The 25,536-nt window shown below is 75.1% G+C and carries 23 protein-coding genes and 1 tRNA gene; 8 read left to right on the top strand and 16 right to left on the bottom strand.

Annotated elements, in window-relative coordinates; translation table 11 throughout:
• Position 1 precedes the first annotated feature (1 nt).
• On the top strand, positions 2 to 328 hold the full coding sequence (locus tag CHC04_RS13355) for an RNHCP domain-containing protein (protein ID WP_089404460.1): 327 nt from the start codon (positions 2 to 4) through the stop codon (positions 326 to 328).
• Between the two features lie 136 nt (positions 329 to 464).
• On the opposite strand, the gene CHC04_RS13350 is transcribed toward CHC04_RS13355, so the two are convergent.
• The 4 genes from CHC04_RS13350 to ilvA all read right to left on the bottom strand — a co-directional run bounded on the left by CHC04_RS13350 (position 465) and on the right by ilvA (position 5,879).
• Complete coding sequence (locus CHC04_RS13350; RefSeq protein ID WP_089404459.1) at positions 465 to 2,534, bottom strand: M3 family metallopeptidase; 2,070 nt, start codon at positions 2,532 to 2,534, stop codon at positions 465 to 467.
• Positions 2,535 to 2,686: 152 nt separating this feature from the next.
• Positions 2,687 to 3,490 carry an ABC transporter permease gene (locus tag CHC04_RS13345; protein ID WP_089404458.1) on the bottom strand — a complete coding sequence of 268 codons (804 nt, stop codon included), beginning with the start codon at positions 3,488 to 3,490 and terminating at the stop codon, positions 2,687 to 2,689.
• A complete protein-coding gene (locus tag CHC04_RS13340) occupies positions 3,487 to 4,491 on the bottom strand; it encodes an ATP-binding cassette domain-containing protein (protein ID WP_089404457.1) in 1,005 nt (334 codons plus the stop codon). Before CHC04_RS13340 ends, CHC04_RS13345 begins: the two co-directional genes overlap by 4 nt.
• A gap of 158 nt (positions 4,492 to 4,649) precedes the next feature.
• Positions 4,650 to 5,879, bottom strand: a complete 1,230-nt coding sequence (gene ilvA / locus CHC04_RS13335; RefSeq protein ID WP_245817184.1) for a threonine ammonia-lyase — start codon at positions 5,877 to 5,879, stop codon at positions 4,650 to 4,652.
• Positions 5,880 to 5,962: 83 nt separating this feature from the next.
• Here ilvA and CHC04_RS13330 point away from each other — a divergent pair, with 83 nt between their 5' ends.
• Positions 5,963 to 7,426: a sigma 54-interacting transcriptional regulator gene (locus CHC04_RS13330; RefSeq protein ID WP_245817183.1), complete on the top strand. Its 1,464-nt coding sequence runs from the start codon at positions 5,963 to 5,965 to the stop codon at positions 7,424 to 7,426.
• 2 nt (positions 7,427 to 7,428) lie between these two features.
• The gene (locus tag CHC04_RS13325; protein WP_089404454.1) at positions 7,429 to 9,411 is read left to right on the top strand and encodes a VWA domain-containing protein; all 1,983 of its coding nucleotides are present in this window, start codon (positions 7,429 to 7,431) and stop codon (positions 9,409 to 9,411) included.
• Positions 9,412 to 9,463: 52 nt separating this feature from the next.
• Here CHC04_RS13325 and CHC04_RS13320 read toward each other — a convergent pair whose 3' ends face one another.
• Positions 9,464 to 10,837, bottom strand: coding sequence for a DUF2252 domain-containing protein (locus CHC04_RS13320; RefSeq protein ID WP_217897353.1), 1,374 nt, complete (start codon positions 10,835 to 10,837; stop codon positions 9,464 to 9,466).
• A 98-nt stretch (positions 10,838 to 10,935) separates the two neighbouring features.
• On the opposite strand from CHC04_RS13320, the gene CHC04_RS13315 reads away from it, so the two are divergent.
• Entirely contained in the window at positions 10,936 to 11,925 is a 990-nt protein-coding gene (locus CHC04_RS13315; protein ID WP_245817182.1) for an SGNH/GDSL hydrolase family protein, read from the top strand.
• Between the two features lie 105 nt (positions 11,926 to 12,030).
• Positions 12,031 to 13,251, top strand: coding sequence for an acetyl-CoA C-acetyltransferase (locus tag CHC04_RS13310; protein WP_089404453.1), 1,221 nt, complete (start codon positions 12,031 to 12,033; stop codon positions 13,249 to 13,251).
• A gap of 188 nt (positions 13,252 to 13,439) precedes the next feature.
• Here the strand turns inward: CHC04_RS13310 and CHC04_RS13305 are convergent, their stop codons facing one another.
• From CHC04_RS13305 to CHC04_RS13285, 5 genes are all read right to left on the bottom strand, one after another.
• A complete protein-coding gene (locus CHC04_RS13305) occupies positions 13,440 to 14,336 on the bottom strand; it encodes a Bax inhibitor-1/YccA family protein (protein ID WP_089404738.1) in 897 nt (298 codons plus the stop codon).
• A gap of 178 nt (positions 14,337 to 14,514) precedes the next feature.
• Positions 14,515 to 16,119: a M28 family metallopeptidase gene (locus CHC04_RS13300; protein ID WP_089404452.1), complete on the bottom strand. Its 1,605-nt coding sequence runs from the start codon at positions 16,117 to 16,119 to the stop codon at positions 14,515 to 14,517.
• 137 nt (positions 16,120 to 16,256) lie between these two features.
• Positions 16,257 to 16,330, bottom strand: a tRNA-Leu gene (locus tag CHC04_RS13295).
• A 28-nt stretch (positions 16,331 to 16,358) separates the two neighbouring features.
• Positions 16,359 to 17,744, bottom strand: coding sequence for an NAD(P)/FAD-dependent oxidoreductase (locus CHC04_RS13290; protein ID WP_089404451.1), 1,386 nt, complete (start codon positions 17,742 to 17,744; stop codon positions 16,359 to 16,361).
• A gap of 9 nt (positions 17,745 to 17,753) precedes the next feature.
• Complete coding sequence (locus CHC04_RS13285; RefSeq protein WP_089404450.1) at positions 17,754 to 18,551, bottom strand: uracil-DNA glycosylase; 798 nt, start codon at positions 18,549 to 18,551, stop codon at positions 17,754 to 17,756.
• Between the two features lie 201 nt (positions 18,552 to 18,752).
• On the opposite strand from CHC04_RS13285, the gene CHC04_RS13280 reads away from it, so the two are divergent.
• Both CHC04_RS13280 and CHC04_RS13275 read left to right on the top strand, forming a co-directional pair.
• Positions 18,753 to 19,904, top strand: a complete 1,152-nt coding sequence (locus CHC04_RS13280) for a GNAT family N-acetyltransferase (protein WP_089404449.1) — start codon at positions 18,753 to 18,755, stop codon at positions 19,902 to 19,904.
• 48 nt (positions 19,905 to 19,952) lie between these two features.
• Entirely contained in the window at positions 19,953 to 20,246 is a 294-nt protein-coding gene (locus CHC04_RS13275; RefSeq protein WP_089404448.1) for a DUF4235 domain-containing protein, read from the top strand.
• A gap of 6 nt (positions 20,247 to 20,252) precedes the next feature.
• Here the strand turns inward: CHC04_RS13275 and CHC04_RS13270 are convergent, their stop codons facing one another.
• From CHC04_RS13270 to CHC04_RS13250, 5 genes are read right to left on the bottom strand one after another with little or no spacing between them, the layout of a single operon-like run.
• A complete protein-coding gene (locus CHC04_RS13270) occupies positions 20,253 to 21,203 on the bottom strand; it encodes a Ppx/GppA phosphatase family protein (protein WP_089404447.1) in 951 nt (316 codons plus the stop codon).
• Positions 21,200 to 21,724: a DUF501 domain-containing protein gene (locus CHC04_RS13265; RefSeq protein ID WP_245817181.1), complete on the bottom strand. Its 525-nt coding sequence runs from the start codon at positions 21,722 to 21,724 to the stop codon at positions 21,200 to 21,202. The genes CHC04_RS13270 and CHC04_RS13265 overlap by 4 nt, the downstream gene beginning before the upstream one ends.
• On the bottom strand, positions 21,721 to 22,266 hold the full coding sequence (locus tag CHC04_RS13260) for an FtsB family cell division protein (protein WP_245817180.1): 546 nt from the start codon (positions 22,264 to 22,266) through the stop codon (positions 21,721 to 21,723). The genes CHC04_RS13265 and CHC04_RS13260 overlap by 4 nt, the downstream gene beginning before the upstream one ends.
• A gap of 5 nt (positions 22,267 to 22,271) precedes the next feature.
• Positions 22,272 to 23,552 carry a phosphopyruvate hydratase gene (gene eno, locus CHC04_RS13255; protein WP_089404445.1) on the bottom strand — a complete coding sequence of 427 codons (1,281 nt, stop codon included), beginning with the start codon at positions 23,550 to 23,552 and terminating at the stop codon, positions 22,272 to 22,274.
• 9 nt (positions 23,553 to 23,561) lie between these two features.
• On the bottom strand, positions 23,562 to 24,266 hold the full coding sequence (locus tag CHC04_RS13250; protein ID WP_089404444.1) for a cupin domain-containing protein: 705 nt from the start codon (positions 24,264 to 24,266) through the stop codon (positions 23,562 to 23,564).
• 320 nt (positions 24,267 to 24,586) lie between these two features.
• On the opposite strand from CHC04_RS13250, the gene CHC04_RS13245 reads away from it, so the two are divergent.
• Complete coding sequence (locus CHC04_RS13245; RefSeq protein ID WP_245817179.1) at positions 24,587 to 25,195, top strand: hypothetical protein; 609 nt, start codon at positions 24,587 to 24,589, stop codon at positions 25,193 to 25,195.
• 22 nt (positions 25,196 to 25,217) lie between these two features.
• Here CHC04_RS13245 and CHC04_RS13240 read toward each other — a convergent pair.
• Positions 25,218 to 25,536, bottom strand: a 319-nt coding sequence (locus CHC04_RS13240; protein WP_141233802.1) for an integrase core domain-containing protein, incomplete at its 5' end; no start/stop codon positions are given.

The following is a 25,536-nucleotide window of genomic DNA, read 5'->3' as shown; positions in this document are numbered from 1 at the left end:
CGTGCGCACGGCCCGCTCCCGGCGGGCGGAGAACACCGGCTTCACCTGCGGGTGGTGCCACGCGGAGGTGCCGGCGAACACCGACGGGCACTACCGCAACCACTGCCCGTACTGCCTGTGGTCGCTGCACGTCGACGACCTGCCCGGCGACCGGGCCAGTGAGTGCCGCCAGCTGATGGAACCCGTCGGGCTGGTGGAGAAGTCGGGCAAGGGCTGGCAGGTGGTGCACCGCTGCACGGCGTGCGGCCACCGCCAGCCCAACCGGCTCGTCCGCGACGGCGAGGCGCCCGACGACCTGGACCTGGTGCTGCACCTGCCCTGGCTGTGACACCGTCGGCCTACCGGCCGACACCGCGGCCAGGTGCCGTCCCCGGCTGCCGTGGAGCCGCTGCGCCGCGCCTGCGCGGACCCCTCCGGGGCCCACTCGGCAGGACACGGCCTCGGCAGGACACGGCCTGAGCGCCCTAGCTGTACCCGGCCATCAGCCCCCGTCGGCGCAGCAGCGGGCCCGGGTCGGCGTCGCGCCCACGGACGGCGCGGAAGGCCTCCAGCGGGTCCACCGACCCACCGCGGGACAGCAGCCGCTCCCGGAAGACGTCGCCGTTCTCCCGCCGCAGCCCGCCGTTCTCCCGGAACCACTCCACGGTGTCGGCGTCGAGCACCTCCGACCAGATGTAGGAGTAGTAGCCGGCCGCGTAGCCGCCGGCGAAGACGTGCTGGAAGTAGGTCGTCCGGTAGCGCGGGGGCACGAGGTCGAACGCGACGCCGGCCTCCTCCAGCGCCCGCCGCTCGAACTCCGCGGGGTCACCGATCTCGGTCTCCGGCGTGATCCGGTGCCAGGCCTGGTCGAGCAGGGTGGCGGCCAGGTACTCCAGCGTCGCGAAGCCCTCGCCCCACAGCCGGGCGGCGTCGATCGCCTCGACGACGGCGGCCGGCAGCGGCTCCCCGGTGTCGACGTGCCGGGCGTAGTGCGCGAGCACCTCCGGCCACAGCGCCCACATCTCGTTGACCTGGCTGGGGAACTCGACGAAGTCGCGGGGTACCGCGGTGCCGGCGAAGCGCGGGTAGGTCACCGCCGAGCTCAGCCCGTGCAGCGCGTGGCCGAACTCGTGGAAGAGCGTGTCGACCTCGTCGAGGGTCAGCAGCGTCGGCCGGCCGGCGGGCGGCGGCGCCACGTTGAGGTTGTTGACGACGACCGGCCGGGTCCCCAGCAGCCGCGACTGGGTGACGAAGGAGCTCATCCAGGCGCCGCCGCGCTTGCCCTCGCGGGCGAGGAAGTCGCCGAGGTAGAGCCCGACCTGCTCGCCGTCGGCGCCGGTGACCTCCCACACCCGGACGTCGGGGTGGTAGCCGGCGAGGTCGGGGCGGGGTGTGAACCGGAAGCCGTAGAGCAGCTCCGCGGCGCGGAAGACGCCGTCGACGAGGACCCGGTCCAGCTCGAACCACGGCCGCAGCGCCGCACGGTCGACCGAGTACCGCTCGGCGCGCACCCGCTCGCTGTAGAAGGCCCAGTCCCAGGGGGCGAGCTCGGTCACCCCGTCGCGGGCGGCGACCTCGGCGAGCTCCTGCGCCTCGGCCCGCGCGTTGGCCAGCGACGGGCCGACCATCGGGGCGAGCACCGCGTCGACGGCGGCGGTGCTGCCGGCCGTCTGGTCGGCCAGCACCAGGTCGGCGTGGGTGGCGAAACCGAGCAGCCGCGCCCGCTCGGCCCGCACCCGGGCGATCCGGGCCGCCACCGGCCCGTTGTCGTGCTCCCCGGCCGACGCCCGGGTCACCGACGCCTCGAAAACCCGGCGGCGCAGCCCGCGGTCGCGCAGCTTGGCCAGCACCGGTTGGCCGGTGGGCAGCAGCAGCGGGAGCAGGTACCCGTCGAGACCGCGGTCGGCGGCGGCCCGCGCCGCGGCGGCGACCTCCTCCTCGCTCAGCCCGTCGAGCTCGGCGGCGCCGGCGACCCGGACGGCGGCGGCCTCGGTGGCCAGCTGCAGGTTCTGCCCGAACCGGGTGGACAGCTCCGACAGCTCCCGGTTGAGCTCGGACAGCCGGGCGCGGCCGGCGTCGTCGAGGCGGGCCCCGGCCAGCACCCGGTCGAGGTGGTGGCGCTCGACCAGCCGCACCGCCTCGGCGTCCAGACCGGAGTCGTGCCGGGCCTCGTGGACGGCGTCGACGCGGGCGAAGAGCACCGGGTCGAGGCGGAGGGCGTCGGCGTGTGCGGCCTCCAGCGGGGCGAGCTCCCGCTCGATCTCGCGCAGCCGCGGGCTCGACAGCGACGACGCCAGGTTGCCGAACACCGCACCGGCCCGCCGCAGCAGGGCACCGGAGCGCTCCAGGGCGACGATCGTGTTCTCGAGATCGGCCGGCTCGTCCGACGCGGTGATCGCGTCGATCTCCCCGCGCTGCTCGGCCATCCCGGCCAGCACCGCTTCCCGGCAGTGCTCCAGGGTGACCTCGGCGAAGGGCGGGAGCCGGTAGGGCAGCGGCGACTCGGTCAGCAGCGGGTTGTCGGCGGACACGGCGGGGGCGGGCGCGGCGCTCATCGCCGCCCATCGTGCGCCATGACACTGCGGTCCTCCGGACCGCACCGCGGCCAGGTTCCCTCCCCGGCCGCCGCGGAGCCCCACCCGCCGCTCCTCGCGGAGGCCTCCGGCCCCCACTCGTCCCGGCGACGGGCGGAGCCCGTGGCCCTCCGTCAGCGGCTGGCGGTCCGCCGGTAGATGCGCACCGACGTCGGGACGAACACCGCCAGCAGCAGCGCCGACCAGATCAGCGTGTACAGCACCGGGTGCTGCAGCGACCACGCGTCGGAGGTCTCCAGCACCGGCGCGGTGTTGCCGAACAGCTCCCGGGCGGCCTGCACCACCGCCGACACCGGGTTCCAGTCGGCGATCGCCTTGAGCACCGTCGGGAAGTTGTTGGTCGGCACGAACGTGTTGGCGATGAACGTCAGCGGGAAGATGACGATGAAGCTCGCCTGCTGCACCACCTCGGGGGTGCGCACCAGCAGCCCCACGGTGGCCATCAGCCAGCTCATCGCGTAGGCGAAGAGCAGCAGCAGCGCGAAGCCGGCCAGCGCCTCCCCCAGGGAGGACCGGATCCGCCAGCCCACGATGAACCCGGTCACCCCCATGACGACGATCGACAGCGCGTTGAGGCCGAGGTCGGCGACCGTGCGGCCGACGAGGACCGCCGAGCGCGCCATCGGCAGGGACCGGAAGCGGTCGATGAGCCCCTTCTGCAGGTCCTCCGCCAGGCTCGCCCCGGTGATGGTGCTGCCGAAGACGATGGTCTGGGCGAAGATCCCGGGCAGCAGGAACTCCGCGTAGCTGATGCCCTGGATGGGGATGGCGCTGCCGAACACGTAGCGGAACAGCAGCACGAACATGATCGGCGACAGGGTCGCGAAGACGATCAGCTCGGGGACCCGCTTGACCTTGACCAGGTTGCGGCGGGTGATGGTCAGGCCGTCCTCGACGGCCACGGAGAAGGCGCTCACCGGGCACTCCCTGCGGTCTCGGCGGGGGTCCGCCCGGCGGGCTCCCGGTCGTCGGTGCCGTCCTCGGCCGCGTGGCCGGTCAGCGTGAGGAACACGTCGTCGAGGTCGGGCCGGCGCAGCCCGACGTCGAGGACCTCCACGGAGCTTCCGGCCAGCAGCCGCAGCGCCTCCGCCAGCGCGTCGGTGCCGCCCCGCACCGGCACGCTCAGCCGGCGGGTCTGCTCGTCGGCGTGCGTGTCACCGGCCGCGAGCGGCTCCAGCAGCCGGGCGGCGTCGGTGAGCTCGGCCGCCGAGCTCACCGTCAGCTCCAGCCGCTGGCCGCCGACCTGCGCCTTGAGCTCGTCGGCCGTGCCGCGGGCGATGACCCGGCCGCGGTCGATGACCACCATGCGGTCGGCGAGCCGGTCGGCCTCCTCGAGGTACTGGGTGGTCAGCAGGATCGTCGTCCCCCCGCCGGCGAGGTCGGCGATGAACTCCCACATCGCCAGCCGGCTGCGCGGGTCGAGCCCGGTGGTGGGCTCGTCCAGGAACAGCACCCGTGGCCGGGCGATGAGCGAGGCGGCGATGTCCAGCCGCCGGCGCATGCCGCCGGAGTAGGTCTTCGCCGGGCGGTCGGCCGCGTCGGTGAGGTCGAAGCGCTCGAGCAGCTCACCGGCCCGGGCCCGCGACTCGCGCCTCCCGAGCCGGTACAGCCGGCCCACCATCTCCAGGTTCTCGAACCCGGTGAGGTACTCGTCGACCGCGGCGTACTGCCCGGTCAGCCCGATGACCGAGCGCACCCGCCCGGGGTCGCGCAGCACGTCGATGCCGACGACCTCCGCGCGCCCGGCGTCGGGCGCCAGCAGCGTGGTGAGGATGCGGACGACGGTGGTCTTGCCTGCACCGTTGGGCCCCAGCAGGCCGAGGACGCTGCCCTCGGGGACCGTGAGGTCGACCCCGGCCAGGGCCGTGTTGGACCCGAATCTCTTCTGCAGTCCCTCGACGAGGATCGCGTCGCTCATGCCGGCGAAACTAGGTGTGAGCACCGACACTTCCCGAGCCCCGTTCGCCCGGGGCGAACGCCCGTTCGTCTGCTGTTCGTCTCCACGACACCTCTCCCGGTCCCGGCCGCCCGACGCGGCCCGGAGCAGGGACGTGCCGGCGAACCGGAACTGAGCGCTCAGCCCTCGGAGACGGCGAACCCGGCCTCCTCGAGCGCGCCGACGACGGACCGCGCGTGGTCGGGGCCGCGGGTCTCGAGGACGACGAAGACCTCCACCTGACCGAGGTCGAGGCGGGTCGCGGTCCGCTCGTGCTCGACCTCCAGCACGTTGGCCCCCACGCCGGCCAGCACCGACAGCACCGCGGCCAGCGAGCCGGGCCGGTCGGGCACGCGCAGCCGCAGCCGCAGGTAGCGGCCGGCCGCGGCCATGCCGTGCTGCACGACCTTGAGCAGCAGCACCGGGTCGATGTTGCCGCCGGAGACCACCGCGACCACCGGCGGCCGGAACGCCGTCGGGTCGGCCAGCACCGCCGCCACCGCCGCCACGCCGGCCGGCTCGACGACGAGCTTGGCCCGCTCCAGGCAGAACAGCAGTGCCTGGGACATGTCCTCCTCGGTCACCGTGCGGACCTCGTCGACCAGGTCGCGCACGTGCGCGAACGTGAGCTCCCCGGGCGACCCGACGGCGATGCCGTCGGCCATCGTGGCCATCCCGGACAGCGCCACCGGCCGCCCCGCGGCGAGCGACCCGGGGAACGCCGCGGCCGCGGCGGCCTGCACGGCCACGACCCGCACGCCCGGCCGCCGCGCCTTCACCGCCGCCGCCACCCCGGACACCAGCCCGCCGCCCCCGGTGCAGACGACGACGGTGGCGACGTCGGGGCACTGCTCGAGGACCTCGAGGCCGACCGTGCCCTGCCCGGCGATGACGTCGGGGTGCTCGAAGGGGTGGATGAAGACCGCGCCGGTCTCCTCCGCGTGCGCGACCGCCGCCGCCAGCGCCTCGGTCAGGTCCGCCCCGCTCAGCCGCGCGTCGGCGCCGTAGCCGCGCGTGGCCGCCACCTTGGGCAGCGGCGCGGTCTCGGGCATGAACACCGTCGCGCGGATGCCGAGCATCCGGGCGGCGAGCGCGACGCCCTGGGCGTGGTTGCCGGCGCTGGCCGCGACCACGCCGCGCGCCCGCTCCTCGGGCGTCAGCCGGGACAGCCGGGTGTAGGCGCCGCGGAACTTGAACGAGCCGGTGTGCTGCAGGTTCTCGCACTTGAGGTGCACCGGGCCGCCCACCCGCTCGGCCAGCGCCCGCGAGTGCTCCAGCGGCGTCCGCCGGGCCACCCCGTCGAGCAGGGCGGCCGCGGCGGCGACGGCGTCCTCGGAGACCAGCTGCACACCCTCGTCGGGAACTCCCACGCCCGGGATCCTCGCAGGCCCGGCCCGCGGCGGACCGCCGCGGCCGTTCCCCGAACGTCCCCGCGCGTCGTACCGTGGCTGAGGTGACGGACGTCGCACCAGCGCAGACCCCACCCGCACCCACGACCCTCGGCGAGCTCCGCGCCTCCGGAGCCGTCTTCCGGCCGGTCAAGGCCGAGATCCGCGCCAACCTGCTCACCCGCCTCGGCGCCGGCGAGCCCACCCTGCCCGGCATCGTCGGCTTCGAGGACACCGTCGTCCCCGAGGTCGAGCGGGCGCTCATCGCCGGCCACGACCTCGTCCTGCTCGGCGAGCGCGGGCAGGGCAAGACCCGCCTCATCCGCACCCTCGTCGGCCTGCTCGACGAGTGGACCCCCGTGCTGGCCGGCAGCGAGCTCAACGAGCACCCGCTGCACCCGATCAGCGTCTGGGGACGCCGCCAGGTCGCCGAGCACGGCGACGACACCCCGGTCACCTGGCTGCACCGCAGCGAGCGGTTCGGGGAGAAGCTGGCCACCCCCGACACCAGCGTCGGCGACCTCATCGGCGACGTCGACCCGATCAAGGTCGCCGAGGGCCGCACCCTGGGCGACCCCGAGACCGTCCACTACGGCCTGGTCCCCCGCACCAACCGGGGGATCTTCAGCGTCAACGAGCTGCCCGACCTCGCCGAGCGCATCCAGGTCGCGCTGCTCAACGTGCTCGAGGAGCGCGACATCCAGATCCGCGGCTACCGCGTCCGGCTGCCGCTGGACCTGCTGCTGGTGGCCAGCGCCAACCCCGAGGACTACACCAACCGCGGGCGGATCATCACCCCGCTCAAGGACCGCTTCGGTGCCGAGGTGCGCACCCACTACCCGCTCGAGCTCGGCGACGAGATCCGGCTGCTGCGCCAGGAGGCCCAGACCAGCGGGCTCGGCGCGCCGACCGGGCACGACGCCTTCGACGCCCCCGTCGTCCCCGAGCACCTGCTGGAGATCGTCGCCCGGTTCACCCGGCTGGTCCGCGAGTCCAGCCACGTCGACCAGCGCTCCGGCGTCAGCGCCCGGTTCGCCATCGCCGGGCTGGAGACCGTCGCCGCCTCCGCCGTCCGCCGGGCCGCCGTCGCCGGGGAGACCCGCCCGGTCGCGCGCGTGGTCGACCTGCCGAGCGTCGTCCCGGCCAGCCGCGGCAAGGTCGAGTTCGCCGACTCCGGCGCCGACCCCGACGACGACCGGGAGCTGGAGGTGCTCGAGCACCTGCTGCGGCAGGCCACCGCGCAGACCTTCCGCGCCCGCTGCGGCGGGCTGGACCTGACCGGGCTGCAGGAGCACTTCACCGGCGGGGAGACCGTCGAGTCCGGCGAGCTGGTGCCCGGCGCGGCGCTGCTCGGCCAGCTCGGCACCATCCCGCGGCTGGCCGAGCTGCTCGGCCGCCTCGGCGTCCCCGAGGGCGAGCAGTCCGCCGAGCAGGCCGCGGCCGCCGTCGAGTTCGCCCTCGAGGGCCTCTACCTCACCCGCCGGCTGGCCAAGGACACCGACGGCACCCGCACGGTGTACGGGGCCTGACGGTGGTCCGCCCACGCCCCGGCAGGGGGTACCGGTACGGCCGCTGGCGGGGCGGCCCGGACCCGCTGGCCCCGCCCTACGACCTGGGCAGCGCCGTCGACGAGATCGGCGACTCGGTGCTCGGCGGCAGCGGCGTGCGGGAGGCGCTGCGGGAGCTGCTGCGCCGCGGCATGGACGGCCGCCGCGGCCTCGACGAGCTGCGCCGCTCGGTCCGCGAGCGGTTGCGGCAGGCCCGGACCGCCGGCCGGATGGACGGCACGCTGCAGGAGGTGCGCGAGCTGCTCGACCGGGCGCTGGACGCCGAGCGGCGCGCGCTGTTCCCCGACCCCGACGACGCCGCGCGGCTGGCCGAGGCCGAGCTCGACGCGCTGCCGGAGGACACCGCGGGCGCGGTGCGGGCGCTCAAGGACTACCCGTTCCGCTCCGCCGAGGCGCGGGAGGCCTACCAGCAGATCCAGGACCTGCTGCGGCGGGAGGTGCTCGACAGCTCCTTCGCGAACATGAAGCAGGCGCTGGAGAACGCCACCGAGCAGGACGTGCAGGCGGTGCGGGACATGGTCGCCGACCTGTCCTCGCTCATCGACGCGCACAACCGCGGCGAGGACACCGACGAGCGGTTCCGCGAGTTCATGGAGAAGCACGGGCAGTTCTTCCCCGACGACCCGCAGTCGGTGGACGAGCTGATCGACTCCCTCGCCCGCCGGGCCGCCGCGCAGGAGCGGATGATGGCCGGCCTCTCCCCCGAGCAGCGGGCCGAGCTGGCCGACCTGATGGCGCAGACGATGTCCGACCTCGGGCTGGCCAGCGAGATGGCGCACCTGCAGGACGCGCTGCGCCAGGCCCGCCCCGACCTGCCGTGGGGCCAGCGCGGGCAGGTGCCCGACGGCGAGCAGGCGCTGGGCCTGGGCGACGCCACCAGCGCCGTCGCCGAGCTCGCCGACCTCGAGGCGCTGTCCAACCAGCTCTCCCAGGGCTACGCCGGCGCCTCGCTGGCCGACGTCGACGAGGAGCTGCTGGAGCAGGCGCTGGGCCGCGACGCCGTCGCCGACCTCGCCGCGCTGCGGCAGCTCGAGCGCGAGCTGGAGCGGCAGGGCTACCTCAACCGGTCCGACGGCAAGCTGGAGCTGTCCCCCAAGGCGGTGCGGCGGCTGGGCGCGACGGCGCTGCGGCGGGTGTTCGCCGAGCTCGACGCCACCGGCCGCGGCGAGCACGACGTCGCCGACGCCGGCGCCGCCGGGGAGCTGACCGGCGCCTCGCGGGAGTGGCGGTTCGGCGACGAGCAGCCCCTCGACGTCGTCCGCACCGTCCGCAACGCGGTGCTGCGCACCGCCGGGGGCACGCGCGGGGACCGGCGGGTCCGCATCGCCGTCGAGGACTTCGAGGTGGTGGAGACCGAGCGGCGCACCGGCGCGGCCGTGGCGCTGCTGGTCGACCTGTCCTACTCGATGGCGCTGCGCGGCACGTGGGGTGCGGCCAAGTCGACGGCGATGGCGCTGCACTCCCTGGTGACCACCCGGTTCCCGCAGGACGCCATCCAGATCATCGGCTTCTCCTCCACCGCGCAGGTGCTGCGGCCGGAGACGCTGGCCGAGCTGTCGGTGGACACGCTGCAGGGCACCAACCTGCAGCACGGGCTGATGCTGGCCCGGCGCTTCCTCGCCCGGCACCGCGACGCCGAGCCGGTGGTCCTGGTGGTCACCGACGGCGAGCCGACCGCGCACCTGGAGGACGACGGCACGCCGTACTTCTGCTGGCCGCCGATGCCCGAGACGATCGCCCGGACCGTCGCCGAGGTGGAGCGGGTGGCGCGGTCGGGGGCGACGCTCAACGTCTTCGCCCTCGACCCGGAGCCGAGCCTGGTGCACTTCGTCCACGACATCACCGCGCGGGCCGGCGGCCGGGTCTTCACCCCCGACTCAGACCGGCTCGGCGAGTACGTCGTGGCCGACTACTTGCGCACGCGACGGGGCCGGCGAGCGCGCTGAGGCACAGGGAGCTCCCCGCACGTCCCGGGCCCCGTGACGTGCGGAGAGCTCCCTATGCCTGGGAGGAGCGGACCGGGTGGGACCCGCTCGAGCTGACCCCCGGGATCTCGCCGGCGCGGAAGGCGTCGACGAAGAGCCGGTGGTCCTCCTGCGTCTGGCGGGCGTAGGCGTGGGCGAAGCCGACCAGCTCGTCGAGGAACTCCTCGCGGCGGCCCCCCACCATCGCCGTGATCGCCTCCTCGGTCTGGAAGCCGACGAGGGCGTGGTCGCTGTCGGCGTCCCCGACGCAGTGCAGCTTCGCCGTCGCCCGGCCCAGCTGGGCCATGACCGGAGCGATCTCCTCGGGCTCGGTGAGGTCCTCCCAGTCCAGGTCGTTCTCGTAGGGCGAGAGCTCCTGGACGACGAAGCCGACACCGTCGATCTCGGTGTGGCCGAGGAACTGCGAGGCGTTGGACTGCAGCGCCCGCTGGCTGACCGCCGTCCGGTGCCCGTGGTGCTCGAAGTACTCGGCGATCCGCCGGTCGCGGACGATGCGGCTGGGCGCGGCGACGTTGCCCTGCTTCAGGGACAGCACGACGTCGTTCTCCAGCGCCTGGTCGTAGCCCTCGAGCAGCACGTTGTAGGCCGGCAGGCCCGCGCTGCCGATGCCGAAGCCACCGGTGCCGATGACGTCCTTGACGTCGTAGGCCACGTCGCGACGGCGCACCGGCGGCACCACCGTCGTCCGCCAGCGGTCCAGCGCCGCCAGCACCCGGTCGCGCTCGGCGTCGTCGAGCCGCCGCGCGCGGCCGCCGTCGGCGAAGCGGCGCTGGTAGTTCTCGACGACGGTCATCCGGTCCAGCAGCGCGGCGCGGGTGCGCGTGGTCGTCTCGAGGATGGCCTCGCGGACCGCGCCCTCGGTGTCGGCCGCGGTGAGGGCGAAGGTGCGGTCCTCGTCGGACCGGGTGAAGGCCTCGACCTGGTCGAGGTAGGCGGTCAGGTGGGTGCGGAGCAGGTCGGAGATGACGTCGTCACCCAGCGCCTTGCGCCAGGCGAGGAGGGCGAAACTGGCCGCGAACCGGCGCAGGTCCCAGGTGACGTGGCCCAGGTAGGCCTCGTCGAAGTCGTTGACGTCGAAGACGATCCGCCCGGCGCCGTCCATGTAGGTGCCGAAGTTCTCCGCGTGCAGGTCGCCCTGGATCCACACCCGGCTGGTGCGCTCGTCGGCCCACCGGTCCTCGAGGACGTCCATGTCGGCGTAGAACAGACACGCACTGCCCCGGTAGAACGCGAAGGGGTCGGCGGCCATCTTGCGGAACTTGGTGCGGAAGGCGTCGGCGTCGGCGGCCATCAGGTCGGAGAAGGCGTCGACCAGGACGTCGACGATCAGCCGCGACCGGTCACCCGACGTTCCTCCGGAAGCCACCCGCAGGGGGGATTCGGACACGGAGGGGACCGTAGAGGCTCGCTAGCCTGCTGGACAGGTGGTTGCACGGCGTGACGATCGGGGTGGCGGTGACTCGAGCGGGCAGGGCACGACGGCTGGTGACCGCCGCCGCCTACGGAGGTGGCGGGGTCGGCCTGGCCGGCGCCGCCCTGCTCGGGCTGCTGCGCTTGGAGGCCCGCTCGGCCCGGCGCCGGGTGGAGTCGCGGACGTCGAAGCAGCCGCCACCCTCGGGGAACGGCGTCTACGGCCGGGGCCGCGGCCGCGCGAAGCCGCTGGTGTTCACCGTGCTCGGCGACTCCAGCGCCGTCGGCCTGGGCGTCGAGCGCGCCGAGGAGACGCCGGGCGTGCTGCTCGCCGCGGCGCTGGCCGAGCTGGCCGAGCGCCCCGTGCGGCTGGTCCGCGTGGCGGTGTCGGGTGCGGAGTCCTGCGAGCTCGACCCGCAGGTCGAGCAGGCGCTGGCCGCCCGTCCCGACCTCGCGCTGATCATGATCGGGGCCAACGACGTCACCACCCGGACCCGCCCGGCGGTGTCGGTGCGCCACCTCGCCGACTGCGTGCGGCGGCTGCGGGAGGCCGGCGCCGAGGTCGTCGTCGGCACCTGCCCCGACCTCGGCACCATCCGGCCGATCGCGCAGCCGCTGCGGCTGCTGGCGCGGCGGTGGAGCCGGCAGCTGGCCGCGGCGCAGACCATCGCCGTCGTCGAGGCCGGCGGCCGCACGGTGTCCCTCGGCTCGGTGCTCGGCCCCTCCTTCGCCCAGGACCGGACGCTGTTCAGCGTCGACGAGTTCCACCCGAGCGCCGCCGGCTACGCCTCGGCCGCCGCCGTCCTGCTGCCCGCGCTCGCCGACGCCGTCGGGGTGTGGCCGGCCCGGGACGAGCAGCGGCGGCTGCGCGGCAGCTCGGTCCGCCCGGTGGCCCGGGCCGCCGCCCGCGCCGCGGGACGGGCCGGCACCGAGGTCCGCGCCACCGAGGTCCGCGGCTCGGCCGCCGGCCCCTGGGGCACCTGGGCGCGGCTCCTGCGCCGCCGGCCCAGCGACCTGCCGACGCCGGAGCAGGTCAGCGAGGCCGTGGAGATCCCGGTCGGTTGACCCGGGCCCTGCAGCGGGGTCCGGCGGCTACCCAGGAGTAGTTTCCGGGGTGACCCGACACCCGGTGCTCCCCGGCCGGGAGCCCGCCTCACCGCGGAGGACCCCATGCCCGAAGCCGTCATCGTCGCGACCGCACGCTCACCCATCGGTCGCGCGTTCAAGGGGTCGCTCAAGGACCTCCGTCCCGACGACCTGGCCGCCACGATCGTCCGCGCGGCGCTGGACAAGGTCCCGGCGCTGGACCCCACCGACATCGACGACCTGATCCTGGGCTGCGGCCTGCCCGGCGGCGAGCAGGGCTACAACATGGGCCGCGTGGTCAGCGTGCTGCTCGGCATGGACCACCTGCCCGGCACCACGATCACCCGCTACTGCTCCTCGTCGCTGCAGACCACCCGCATGGCCATGCACGCGATCAAGGCCGGCGAGGGCGACGTGTTCATCTCGGCCGGCGTCGAGATGGTGTCGCGCTTCGTCAAGGGCAACAGCGACTCGCTGCCCGACACGAAGAACCCGGCGTTCACCGACGCCGAGGCGCGGGTGGCCAAGGTCGCCGAGAGCGGTGCGGACTCCTGGACCGACCCGCGCGAGAGCGGCGACGTCCCCGACATCTACATCGCCATGGGCCAGACCGCCGAGAACCTGGCGCTGCTCAAGGGCGTGACCCGGCAGGACATGGACGAGTTCGCCGTCCGCAGCCAGAACCTGGCCGAGAAGGCCATCGCCGAGGGCTTCTGGGAGCGGGAGATCACCCCGGTCACCACCCCCGACGGCACCGTCGTCGGCACGGACGACGGCCCGCGCGCCGGCACCACCCTGGAGGGCATCTCCGGCCTCAAGCCGGTCTTCCGCCCCGACGGCCGGGTGACCGCCGGCAACGCCTGCCCGCTCAACGACGGCGCCGCCGCGGTGGTCGTCATGAGCGACACCAAGGCCCGCGACCTCGGCCTGACCCCGCTGGCGCGCATCGTGTCGACCGCGGTGACCGGCCTGTCGCCGGAGATCATGGGCTACGGCCCGGTCGACGCCTCGAAGCTCGCCCTGCAGCGGGCCGGGCTGACCATCGACGACATCGACCTCGTCGAGATCAACGAGGCCTTCGCCGCGCAGGTCATCCCCAGTTACCGCGACCTGGGCATCGACATCGACAAGCTCAACGTGCACGGCGGCGCGATCGCCGTCGGCCACCCGTTCGGCATGACCGGCGCCCGCATCACCGGCACGCTGATCAACGGCCTGCAGACGAAGGACGAGACCCTCGGCCTGGAGACCATGTGCGTCGGTGGCGGCATGGGCATGGCGATGGTCCTCGAGCGCCTCTCCTGAGGCCCTGACGCGGCGGGATCGCCGATCTCGTACGGCTCCGGGCAGGAGGCCGTACGAGATCGGCGATCTCGTCAGGGGCGCAGCCCCCGGACACGCCAGTGGCCCGGTCCCCGCGAGGGAACCGGGCCACTGGCGTCTGGTGGCCCCGCTGCCCCCCACGCCGAGCGTGGGAGGCAGCGGGGTCCTCGTCAGTTGTCCTGGAAGTAGGACAGCAGCCGCAGGATCTCCAGGTACAGCCAGACGACCGTGACCAGCAGGCCGAAGGCGATGTACCAGGCGAACTTGGCCGGGGCGCCGCGGCGGATGGCCTGGTCGGCCATGTCGAAGTCGAGCAGCAGCGAGAAGGCCGCCACCCCGATCACGACGAGGCTGAACACGATGGCCAGCGGGCCGCCGTCACGCAGGCCCAGACCGCCGGGGACGAAGAACGACACCAGCAGGTTGACCAGCACCAGCGCCAGCACGCCGAAGAGCGCACCGACGATCCACCGGGTCAGCTTGGGGGTGACCCGGATGGCACCGGTCTTGTAGACCACCAGCATGCCGGCGAAGACGCCGAAGGTGCCGATGATCGCCTGGATGACGATGCCGGGGTAGATGGTGTTGAACGCCTCGCTGATGGCGCCCAGCGCGACACCGTAGAGCGCGCCGTAGGACAGCGTGGCCACCGGGTTGGCGATCTGCTTGAAGCTGATCACCAGGCCCAGGACGAAGGCCACGAGCACGGCCGGCAGGGCGATGCCCCACGCGGCCTGTCCGGGCAGCGCCCAGACCGCGGCGGCGGCCAGGACGGTGACGAGGAACGACAGGCCCGTCTTCTGGACCACGTCGTCCATCGTCATGTAGCGCGTGGTCGGCGGGCTGAACGGCGCCGGGGCGCCGTACTGCTCGCCGTAGCCCTGCGGGGCGCCGTAGGGCTGCTGGCCGTAGGGCTGGGGCTGACCGTAGCCGGGAGCGGCGTAGCCCTGCTGGCCGTACGGCTGCCCGTACTGCTGGCCGTGGCCGGGAGCGCCGTACCCCTGCTGGCCGCCGCCGGAGGCGGCGTTGGCGAAGCCCCGGCCGAAGACCGGGTTGGAGCTGGGCATCGTCATCTCCTCGAGGTGACTGGTCGGTCGGTGGACTGCGTCCGCGCACCCCACTCGGTTGCTGTAACGCCGCAGGCGGCCTGCGCGTTCCGCACCGGCAGAGCTCACCCGAGGGGGTGGAGACGACCGTGGCGCCGCCCCCGAGTGGGGACGGCGCCACGGTCGCGGGCTCAGGCGGTCAGACCGCGTCGCCGCCGTGGTCGTGGCCGTCGTGCAGGCCGCCACCACCGGCCGGGTTGGGGTTCTCCGCCCGGAAGCGACGGTTGTCGGGATCACCCTCGAACGTGCCGCCCGGCACCGGCCGGCCCTGCACGCTGTTCACCCGCGAGGTGTCGTAGGACAGCGTCAGCACGGAGTAGGCGATGGCGTCGGAGTTCGTGTCCAGCGCCTCGGGGTCGACGTTGCCGATCGTGTCCCCGACCTGGTGGTAGTTCGGGTCGTAGGCGACGCCGGCGGTGCCGCCGTACAGCGGCACCTGGTAGTCCTTCTTGAGGACCTCGGCGCCGGTGAACAGCCCACCGGAGGGGATGTCGGCCTCGATGAACGCCTGGTAGTCGCTGCGCCCGCTGAACTCGGTGCCCTCGTACCACAGGCCCTGACGCTCGAAGTAGTCCTCGAGGACGTACTCGATCTGGTCCGAGCCCTCGGGGACCGGGACACCCGCCGGCGCCGGGAAGTCCGACTGGTCGCCGTCGTAGATGAACCGGGCGAAGTTCGGCGAGCCGACCATGTCGAAGTTCAGGTACAGCCCGATCTGCTCCCGCTGCTCCGGGGTCAGGGCACCGACGTAGTGCTCGGAGCCGAGCAGGCCGAGCTCCTCGGCGCCCCACCAGGCGAACCGGATGGTGTTCTCCGGCTTGACCTTGGTGATGTTCTCGGCGACCTCGAGGATCGCCGCGCTGCCGGAGCCGTTGTCGTTGATGCCCGGGCCCGCGAGCACGGAGTCGAGGTGGGCACCGGCCATCACCACGTTGTCCGAGGTCCGGCCGGGCAGCTCGGCGATGACGTTGTACGTGGTGCTGGTCTTGCTCGTCGAGTCGACGGCGATGTCGACGGTGGTGCCCGCGGCGGCGAGCTCTTGGCCCAGGGCCGTGGGGACGCCGATGACCGGGATGGTGATCCCCGGAGCGCCCAGGGTGCCGTTGAGCGGCCCCGCCGTGTTGTTGAAGACGATGACCGCGTCGGCGCCGGCGGCCTGGGCGTTCTGGGCCTTGATCGCGAAGGCGCAGCCGCCGCGCTGGACGAGGGCCACCGTGTCAGCTGCGAACCCGGTGAAGTCGGTGGCCTCGCAGCCGCTGCCGAGGCCCGAGCCGGCGAGGTCGACCGGGGTGACGACGCCGTCGTCGACCGTCCCGGCACCGGTGTAGGTCATCGGCGCGTAGTCGGTGCCGGCCGCGTACGTCGTCGCCGTGGGCGCGACCCGGCTGAACGAGCTGCTCCGCAGCTGGAAGAAGGGGAAGTCGAACGGCTGGACGGTGACGTCGTAGCCGACCGCCTCCAGCCGCCCCTTCACGTAGTCGACCGAGGCGTCGTAGCCCGGGGTGCCCGAGGCGCGGTTGCCCCCGTTGGCCTCGGCGATCCCCTGGAACACCTCCAGGTGCTCCATCACCCCCTCCAGCGTGACGCAGTCGGTCAGCTTGGCGACGGTGTTGTTGTTGCGGGTCTCGCAGCCGCCGGCAGCACCGGCGGGCAGCGCAGCGACCACGCTCCCGGCCAGCGCGAGCACGCCGGCGCTACCGATCACGGCGAGCCGTGACCGGCGGGACGGATGGACCTGGGTCATGGACGACTTCTCCTCGCGTACGGAGTGAGCTCCGGTGCTCACGAGGGGTCACCCTGTCAAATGGGTCACCGCGCGCGTCAAGACCTGTCTTTTCTTCGGTCCGTCGTGTAATGGACCGTCGATCGTGCGTCGCGGGGTGCCCCCGGTGGGACTCGAACCCACACTGCGACCCTTTTAAGGGGCCTGCCTCTGCCGATTGGGCCACGGGGGCGGGAGCGGGCCGCCGGCCCGCGAGGGAGTCAGCCGGCCTGCGCGCGGTCGCCGGCGGAGGGAGCGGGCAGGTGCCCGGCGCCGCCCAGACCCGCCGCGGTGACGAACTCCCGGCGCGGGTCCTGCAGCTGGCCGAGCGCGATGACCTCGCGGCGGAACACCGAGGCCATGGTCCAGTCGGCGACCACCCGCGCCTTGCGGTTGAACGTGGGCACCCGGCTGACGTGGTAGGTGCGGTGCATGAACCAGGCCGGCCAGCCCCGGAGCTTGACGCCGTACACCTGGGCCACGCCCTTGTACAGGCCCAGGCTGGCCACCGACCCGGCGTAGGCGTGCCGGTAGGGTCGCGGCCGCCCGCCGCGCAGCACCGCCACGATGTTGTCGGCCAGCCGCTTGGCCTGCCGGACGGCGTGCTGGGCGTTGGGCGCGGTGGTGGCGCCCGGCTCGTCCTTGGTCAGGTCCGGGACGGCGGCGAGGTCCCCGGCGGCCCAGGCGCCGTCGAGACCGCTGACCTGCAGCGTGGGCTCGCAGCGCACCCGGCCCCGCTGGTCGAGGGGCAGGTCGGTCTGCGCCAGCACCGGGTTGGGCTTGGTGCCGGCGGTCCAGACCAGCGTGTCGCTGGGGAAGGAATCGCCGTCGCTGAGCCGGACCACGCCGTCGTCGGACACCTCCTCCAGCCGGGTGTTCAGGCGCACGTCCATGCCGCGCGCGGTGAGCTGCCGGACCGTCCAGGCCGCCATGTCCAGGTCGACCTCGGGCAGGATCCGGCCGGTGGCCTCGACCAGCACCCAGCGCATGTCGCCCGGCGAGAGCCGCGGGTAGTAGTGGACGACGGCGTAGCGAGCCATGTCCTCGAGCTCGGCGAAGGCCTCGATGCCGGCGTAGCCCCCGCCGACGAAGGTGAAGGTCAGCGCGCGGGTGCGGACGGCGGGGTCGTCGGTCGAGGCGGCCGCGTCGAGCCGGGCCAGCACGTGGTTGCGCAGGAAGATGGCCTCGCCGACGGTCTTGAACCCGATGCCGTGCTCGGCCAGCCCCGGGATGGGCAGGGTGCGGGCCACCGACCCCGCGGCCATGACGAGGACGTCGTAGGAGATCTCGTAGGGGGCGCCCTCGGCGGGCGCGATGCGGGCCCGTCGCTGGGCGTGCGAGAGCCACACCACCGCGCCGGTGACCACCCGGCAGCGCGGCAGCGTGCGCCGCAGCGGGACCACCACGTGCCGCGGCTCCACCGAGCCGGCCGCCGCCTCGGGCAGGAACGGCTGGTAGGTCATGTGCGGCTGGGGGTCGACGACGACGACCTCCGCCTCGCCCCGCGACAGCCGCCTCTGCAGCCGCAGGGCCGTGTAGAGGCCGACGTAGCCGCCTCCCACGACGAGGACCACCGGACGGGACGCGCTACCCGGGCGAGACGCCATGCGCCCAGCCTAGGGGCGGACGGACCCGTCCTCCCCCCGTTCGACGCCGCTGCCGGCGAGCTCGGTGGCGCGGGCGAGCACCGCGTCGAGCATCGGCTCGGTGAGCCGCCCGGTGAAGGTGTTCTGCTGGCTGACGTGGTAGCAGCCGAGCACGGTGAGCTCGCCCCGCGGCCCGGAGACGGTCACCTCGGCACCGTGGGCGAACGCCGGGCGCGGCCGGGGCAGCGCGTACCCGGCCGCGGCCAGCACCGGCCACAGCGCCGTCCAGCCGAAGCCGCCGAGGACGACGGCGACCCGCAGCCGCGGCAGCAGGGCGAGCTCGCGGGCCAGCCACGGTGAGCAGGTGTCGCGCTCGGCGGGCGTGGGCGCGTTGTCCGGCGGGGCGCAGCGGACGGCGGCGGCGATGCGGACGCCGGTGACCGCCAGGCCGTCACCGACGTGGGTCGACGTCGGCTGGTTGGCCAGCCCCGCCCGCCACAGCGCGGCGAAGATCCAGTCGCCGCTGCGGTCGCCGGTGAAGACCCGGCCGGTGCGGTTGCCCCCGTGCGCGGCCGGCGCGAGCCCGACGACGGCGATCCGCGCGTCGGCCGGGCCCAGGCCGGGCACCGGGCGGCCCCAGTAGTCCTCGTCGCGGAAGGAGGCCCGCTTGACCCGGGCGACCTCCTCGCGCCAGGCCACCAGCCGGGGGCAGGCGCGGCAGCCCGAGATGCGCGCGTCGAGGACGGCGAGGTCCCGGGACGCCCGGGCGGAGCGCACGACGCCGGCCGGGGTGCGGGTGACGGGGAACCCCTGGGCGTCGACGGCCATTGCCCCAGTGGACCACCCAGCGGCCGATCTCCCCCTTTCTGGGGTCGGCGGCGGCGGTCGCCGTCCCTAGGCTCGGACCGGTCAGCGACCCGGCCGGACGGCGGGAGGCGCGGGGCGGACGAGAGGTGTCGACGGGTGAGTACAGCGGCGGGTGCACGCCGGATCGATCCGGGCCCCGCGGTCGGGCCGCAGCCGTCGCCGGTGCCGCCCTCCCCGGGCCGGCCGCGCACGGAGGTCGCCACCCGGCAGCGGGAGCTCGACGCCCTGGCCGCGGCCTGGGACGACCTGTGGCGCCGGACCCCGGCCGCGACCGCCTTCCAGAGCCACGCGTGGGTGAGCGCCTGGGCCCGCGGCTACGTGCGCGACGGGCGGCTCGCCGTCGTCACGGTGTGGGACGGCGACACGCTCGTCGCCGCCGCTCCGCTGCACCGGGTGCGCCGCGGCCCCGTCGCGGCCCTCGCGCCCCTGGGTGGCCCGCTGAGCGACGCCACCGACGTCCTGGTCGACCCGCAGGTGCCCGACGCCGGGGCCCGGCTGGCCGGCGCGCTGCTGCGGGTCCCCGGCTGGCGCGTCGTGGACCTGCCCGAGGTCCTGCCCGGCTCCGCCGCCCGGGAGTGGGCCCGGCACTGGCCCGGCCCGGTCCGCCGCGCGCCGTCGTCGCTGAACCTGCAGCTGCCCGTCCTGCCCCCGGCCGGGGTCCTCGCGCGGATCCCCACCCGGACGGCGGGGACGCTGCGCCGCAAGCTGCGCAAGATCGACAAGCTCGGCGTCGAGCGCACCGAGCTCACCCCCGACGCCGTCCCCGGCGCCGTCCCGGAGCTCATCCGGCTGCACGAGGCCCAGTGGGCCGGCCGGCGGGGGAACCCCGAGCACCTCACCGAGCGGTTCGCCACCTTCCTCACCGAGGCCCTCGGGCCGATGGTCGGGCGCGGCCAGGCCGTGCTGGTGGAGTACCGGCTCGACGGCCGGCTGGTGGCTGCCGAGGTCGACCTCGTCGGGCACCGGCAGCTGGCCTACTACCTGGCCGGGATCGACCCGGAGCTGCGGCAGCACGCCGACACCTCGGTGCTGCTCGTCAGCGGCGCCCTGGAGCTGGCCGGCCGGCTGGGGCTGGCGGAGTACTCCTTCCTGCGGGGCGACGAGGACTACAAGCTGCGCTGGCGCCCGGACCCGGTGACCGCCGAGCGCGTCCTGCTCGCCCGGCCGGGGCTGCTCGGGTCGGGCGGCTACTTCCTGGCGACCGCCGCCGCCTCCGCCGTCCTCACCCTCGCCCGGCGGGTGCTGACCGGCCGCGCGCGGGAGCTGGCCCGCAGCGCCATGCACCGCGTCCGCCAGGTCCGCGCGGGCGACTGACCGCGCCGGTGGCGGGCGGCCGCCGGGGTGGCAGGGCATGATCACCGCATGGCCAGGAAGACCAAGCCGCCGCTGACCTGGAAGCTGCTCGGGACCGGTGCCGCCACGCTGTCCGGCATCGCCGTCCGCAAGCTCACCGACGCGGCCTGGTACGCGGCGCGCGGCACGACACCGCCGAAGAACCCCGCCGCGCCCGGCGTCTCCTGGCCCGACGCGCTGGCGTGGGCCGCGTTCTCCGGCCTCGCGGTCGCCGCCGGCCGGCTGCTGGCCGCCCGGGGCGCCGCCGCGGCCTACCAGTCGCTGACCGGCAAGCTCCCGCCCGGCGTCAACGAGGCCGGCTGACCGGGGTCAGCCGCGCGCCAGCCCGAGCGCGATGCCGTCGAGGATGTCGTGCTCGCTGACGACGACCTCGTCGAGGGCGAACGCGTCCATCACCACCCGCAGCACCAGCGCGCCGGCGCCGATGACGTCGACCCGCCCCGGGTGCATGACCGCCTCGGCGGCGCGGCGCTCCCGGGTGGCGGTGAGCAGGCCGGCGGTGACCGAGCGGACCGCCGACACCGGGATCCGCGAGCCGTGGATGGCCGCGGCGTCGTAGGCCGGGAGTCCCAGCGCGAGCGCGGCCACGGTGGTCACCGACCCCGCCACGCCCACCAGCGTCGCCGTCTGCTCCACCGGCACCGCGGCGGCCACCTCGGCCAGCGCGGCGCGGATGTCGGCCTCGCTGCGGCCGATCTCGTCGGCGGTGGGCGGGTCGCCGTGCAGGTGCCGCTCGGTGAGCCGCACGCAGCCGACGTCGACCGAGCGCGCGGCGCGCACCCCCCCGGCGTCGCCGAGCACGAACTCCGTCGAGCCCCCGCCGATGTCGACCACCAGGTAGGGCGGGCGCGGCGGCGGGTCGCCGTGCGCGGCCGCGGCGGCGTCGAGCGAGGCGGTGGCGCCGAGGAAGGACAGCCGGGCCTCCTCGTCGCCGGGGACGACGTCGGGGAGCCGGCCGAGGGTGGCCAGGACCATCGCCTCGAAGTCGGCGCGGTTGGCCGCGTCGCGGGTGGCGCTGGTGGCCACCATCCGCACGGAGGTCGCGCCGAGGTCGCGGGCCTGGGCGGTGTACTCGGCGAGCACGAGGCGGGTGCGCTCGATCGCCTCGGGGGCGAGCCGGCCGGTGGCGTCGACGCCCTGGCCGAGCCGGACCACCTCCATGCGCCGCAGCAGGTCGGTGTGCGGGCCCTCGGGCGGCACGTCGGCGACCAGCAGGCGGATGGAGTTGGTGCCGCAGTCGACGGCGGCGACACGCGTCACGGGCGCTCCTCCCCGGGGAGCGCGCAGGGGCCCTGCGCCCACCACTCCCCCATCTCGGCCACCGCGCGGTCGCCGACCGGGTTGACGCCCGGACCCGCCGCCAGCGCGTGCGCGGCCAGCGCGTGCAGGCACTTGACGCGGTCGGGCATGCCGCCGGCGGTGTTGCGGGTGGGCAGCTCGCCGAGGGCGTCCCGCTCGGCGAGGTAGGCCTCGTGCGCGGCGCGGTAGGCCGCGGCCAGGCCGGGGTCGGTGCCGAGGTCGGCCTGCCACTCCCGCATCCGGCCGGCCGACTCCAGCCGGCTGGCCGCCGCGGAGGCGCGGGGGCAGGTCAGGTAGTACAGCGTCGGGAAGGGGGTGCCGTCCTCCAGCCGCGGCGAGGTCTGCACGACGTCGGGCTGGCCGCACGGGCAGCGGTGAGCCACCGCCCGCACCGCGCGCGGCGGCCGGCCGAGCTGGCGGCCGACGACCTCGCGCTCCTCGGGCGTGATCGGCTCCCGCACCCGCTCCCCCGGCGCGGTCACCGGCCCGCCTGGTCGGCCTCGGCGACCGAGCCGAGCAGCTCCTCGTACCAGGGCCGCGCGGTGGTGTCGGGGGCGTCGGGGAGCGTGCCGGCGTCGCCCTCGGCGGCCTCGCCGTCGACCACGACGACGAGCCGGTCGCCGGGCAGCACGTAGGCCAGCCGCTCACGGGCCTCGCGGGCGGCCCAGTCGGGGTCGGACTGGCGCGCCAGCTGCGCCTGGAGGTCGGCGATGCGCTCGTCGTGGGCGGTGCTCTCCGCCGCCAGCCTGGCGAGCTCCGCGCGGCCCTCGAGCCACTGCCGCACCGGCCCGGCCAGGGTGAGCGCCAGGAGCAGCAGCAGCCCGACGAGCAGCACGCCGCGGCCGGTGACCAGCGGGCGGCGGGCGGCCGCGGGACGCGACGCCTGCCGGGGCGTGCGCCGGCCCGGGCGGCGGGCGTCGGGCCGGCTCCCGGCGCCCGAGCGCGCCCCGGCCGGGATCGGCCGGGACGCGGCGTTCGACAGCGGCCGGCCGGTGGAACGCCGCCGGCCGGTGCCCGCGCTCACCTGCGTCAGCGGGCCCGCAGGCGCGGGAAGGCGGCCGCGCCGGCGTAGCGCGCGGCGTCGTCGAGCTCCTCCTCGATGCGCAGGAGCTGGTTGTACTTCGCCACCCGCTCGCTGCGCGCCGGGGCACCGGTCTTGATCTGCCCGCAGTCGGTGGCGACGGCGAGATCGGCGATCGTGGTGTCCTCGGTCTCCCCGGAGCGGTGGCTCATCATGCAGCGGTAGCCGTTGCGGTGCGCCAGGCCCACCGCGTCGAGGGTCTCGGTGAGCGTGCCGATCTGGTTGACCTTGACCAGCAGCGCGTTGGCGGCCCCGCGCTCGATGCCGTCGCCGAGGCGGGCGGGGTTGGTGACGAACAGGTCGTCGCCGACGATCTGCACCCGGTCGCCGAGGGCGGCGGTCAGGGCGATCCAGCCGTCCCAGTCCTCCTCCGACAGCGGGTCCTCGATGGAGACGATCGGGTAGGAGTCGACCAGGCCGGTGTAGTACTCGGTCATCTCCCCGGAGCTGAGCTGCCGGCCCTCGAAGGCGTAGGCGCCGTCGGTGTGGAACTCGGTGGCGGCGACGTCGAGGGCGAAGACGACGTCCTCACCGACGGTGTAGCCGGCCTGCTCCACGGCGCGGGAGATGAGGTCGAGGGCCGCGCGGTTGCTGTCCAGGTTCGGCGCGAAGCCGCCCTCGTCCCCCAGGCCGGTGGACAGGCCCTCCTTCTTCAGGACCGACTTCAGCGCGTGGTAGCACTCGGCGCCGGTGGCCAGCGCCTCCGCGAAGGTCGCCGCCCCGATCGGGGCGATCATGAACTCCTGGACGTCGACGTTGCTGTCGGCGTGGGCGCCGCCGTTGAGGATGTTCATCATCGGCACCGGCAGCAGGTGCGCCGACGGGCCGCCGACGTAGCGGAACAGCGGCAGGCCGGTGGAGTCGGCGGCCGCGCGGGCCACCGCGAGGCTCACGCCCAGGATCGCGTTGGCGCCGAGGCGGGACTTGTCGGGCGTGCCGTCGAGGTCGAGCAGCCGCTGGTCGACAAGACGCTGCTCGGTGGCCTCGTAGCCGACGAGCTCCGGGCCGATGACGTCGAGCACGCCGTCGACGGCGCGGGTGACGCCCTTGCCGCCGTAGCGCTCACCGCCGTCGCGCAGCTCGACCGCCTCGAAGGCGCCGGTGGAGGCGCCGCTGGGGACCGCCGCGCGGGCGATCGTCCCGTCGTCGAGGGCGACCTCGACCTCCACGGTGGGGTTCCCGCGCGAGTCCAGGATCTCCCGCGCGCCTACGGCGTCGATGCTCGGCACGGGTGCAGCCTAGCCAGCCCCGGCGCGGTCGTCCGTCCGCCGTGCGGTGGCGGCGCCCGGTGCGTCCCCGGGCTCCCGCCGCAGCCGGCCCCGCTCGTCGAGCAGGGCGAGGGCCGCGGGGTCGAGGTCGGCGAGCTCCCTGCTGAACAGGTACCCGGGGTCGACCGGCTGCCGGCCGAGCAGCCGCCCGACCGGGGCGAGCGCGCCGAACAGGACGCGCTGCACCCGCGGCGGCGGCGTGGTGAACACGATCGTGTCGCGGTAGGCGCGCAGCGTCACCGCCGCCTGCAGCAGGCGGGGCAGCCCCCGGGCGTCGACGAGGCCGTCGCGCGCCAGGCCGAACGTCGTGGCCACCACCCGGACGAAGCGGTCGCCGGGGGCGACCTCCACCAGGACCTGCGCCTCCTCGTCGCCGACCTGCCACCAGTCGTGGACGGTGCCCGGCGGGACCGCGGCCGACTCCCCCGGACCCAGGACGCTCTCCTCCTCGCCCACGAGGAAGGCGACCCGGCCGGCCAGCACGGAGAACCGCTCGGAGGACCCCGGGTGAACGTGCGCGGCGGCGACCCGGCCGCCGGGCCGGACGAACAGGTGGGCGACCAGTGTCCGGTCGGGGTGGCCCTCCGGGTCGGTGAGCAGCACCGCGCGCTCCCCGGTGCGGGGGTTGGTGAAGACCTCGCCCCGGCGGGGGGAGTGCACGGGCTGGGGGTCCATCGGCTCACCGTCCTGCCGTCGGCGCTCCGGTCATCCTGGCGCTCCCCGGGACGGGAGCGCCAGGGGCCCGGTCCCGCGCGCGACGGCGGGCAGCCGCTCCCCCGGCTCCTCCGGAGCGCGGGCCGCTGCCCCGCCGCGCACGGTCGCGGAGCGCCTGTAACGGAGCGGTCACGGTGCGGCCTCGGCGGAACCGATCCGGCGATAACCTCCCCGTGGCGGGCGTCTCCCCGACGTCTGCGCCGTCGGAGGACCCGATGACCGAGCGCCACCAGCAGCGACCCCCCGGGGACGGCGCCGGAGCCGCGCCTCCGCCACCCCGCGTGGACGACGGGACGGGTCCGACCATCCTCGGGTTCCCGCCGGACCCGGCCGAGGACGGCGACGTCGAGGACGTGGAGCCGGCCCCGGAGGGCACGGCCGTGGCCGGGGTGGCGGTCGGCCCCGGGCGGCTGGTCTACGTGCGGCGCCCCGACGTCGTCGCCGGGGTGCTCCTGCTGCTCGCCGGCGTCGCCGACGGGGCGAGCGTCTGGCTGCCGTGGGACCGGGGCGGGGAGACCACCGGCCTGGACCTGGTGGCGCGTGCCGTCGGCGCGGCCCGGGAGGGCGCCGCCGAGCTCGGGCGCACCGGCCTGTGGCAGCCGGCCACCGTGGCGGTCGGTGGCGCGGTGCTCGTCGTCCTCGGGCTCCTGGTGTTCCGTCCCGCGCGCGGCCACCGGGTGTCCGGGGTGCTGGCGCTGGGGGTCGCGCTGGCCGTGGCCGCCGCGGTCGTGGCCCGGCTGGCGGACGCCGGCTGGGACCCGCGCTCGCCCGGGTGGGGTGTCTGGTGCGCCGCCGCGGTCGCCGGTCTCGGCGTGCTCGGCGCGATGAAGGCGGTGCTCACCGCGCCCCGGGTCACCACGGCGCCGGCCGAGCGCCTGCTGGTCGGCTAGGTGTCGTGACCGGACAGGTTGTTCACGCGGCCAGTCGGCTGATCGGTGGGTGGCCTCCGAGGGCGGAGTGGCTGCGGGCAGTGTTGTAGTGCCTCAGCCAGGCGTCCAGGGCGGTGGTGCGCTGGTCGTTGCTGGTCCAGCCGGTGGCGTAGGCCCACTCGGTGCGCAGGGTGCGGTTGAACCGTTCGGCCTTGCCGTTGGTCCACGGGCGGCCGGGCTGGATGAACCGCCGAACGATGCCCAGCTCGGTGCAGGCGGTGATCCAGGCGTTGCCGCGGCGGTAGCTCATGGCGTTGTCGGTGAGCACCCGCTCGATGGTGACCCCATGCCCGGCGAACCAG

Source organism: Geodermatophilus saharensis (assembly GCF_900188205.1).
Lineage (GTDB): Bacteria > Actinomycetota > Actinomycetes > Mycobacteriales > Geodermatophilaceae > Geodermatophilus > Geodermatophilus saharensis.
Note: the sequence above shows the minus strand (reverse complement) of the source record. Positions and strands in the feature narration are given on the sequence as shown.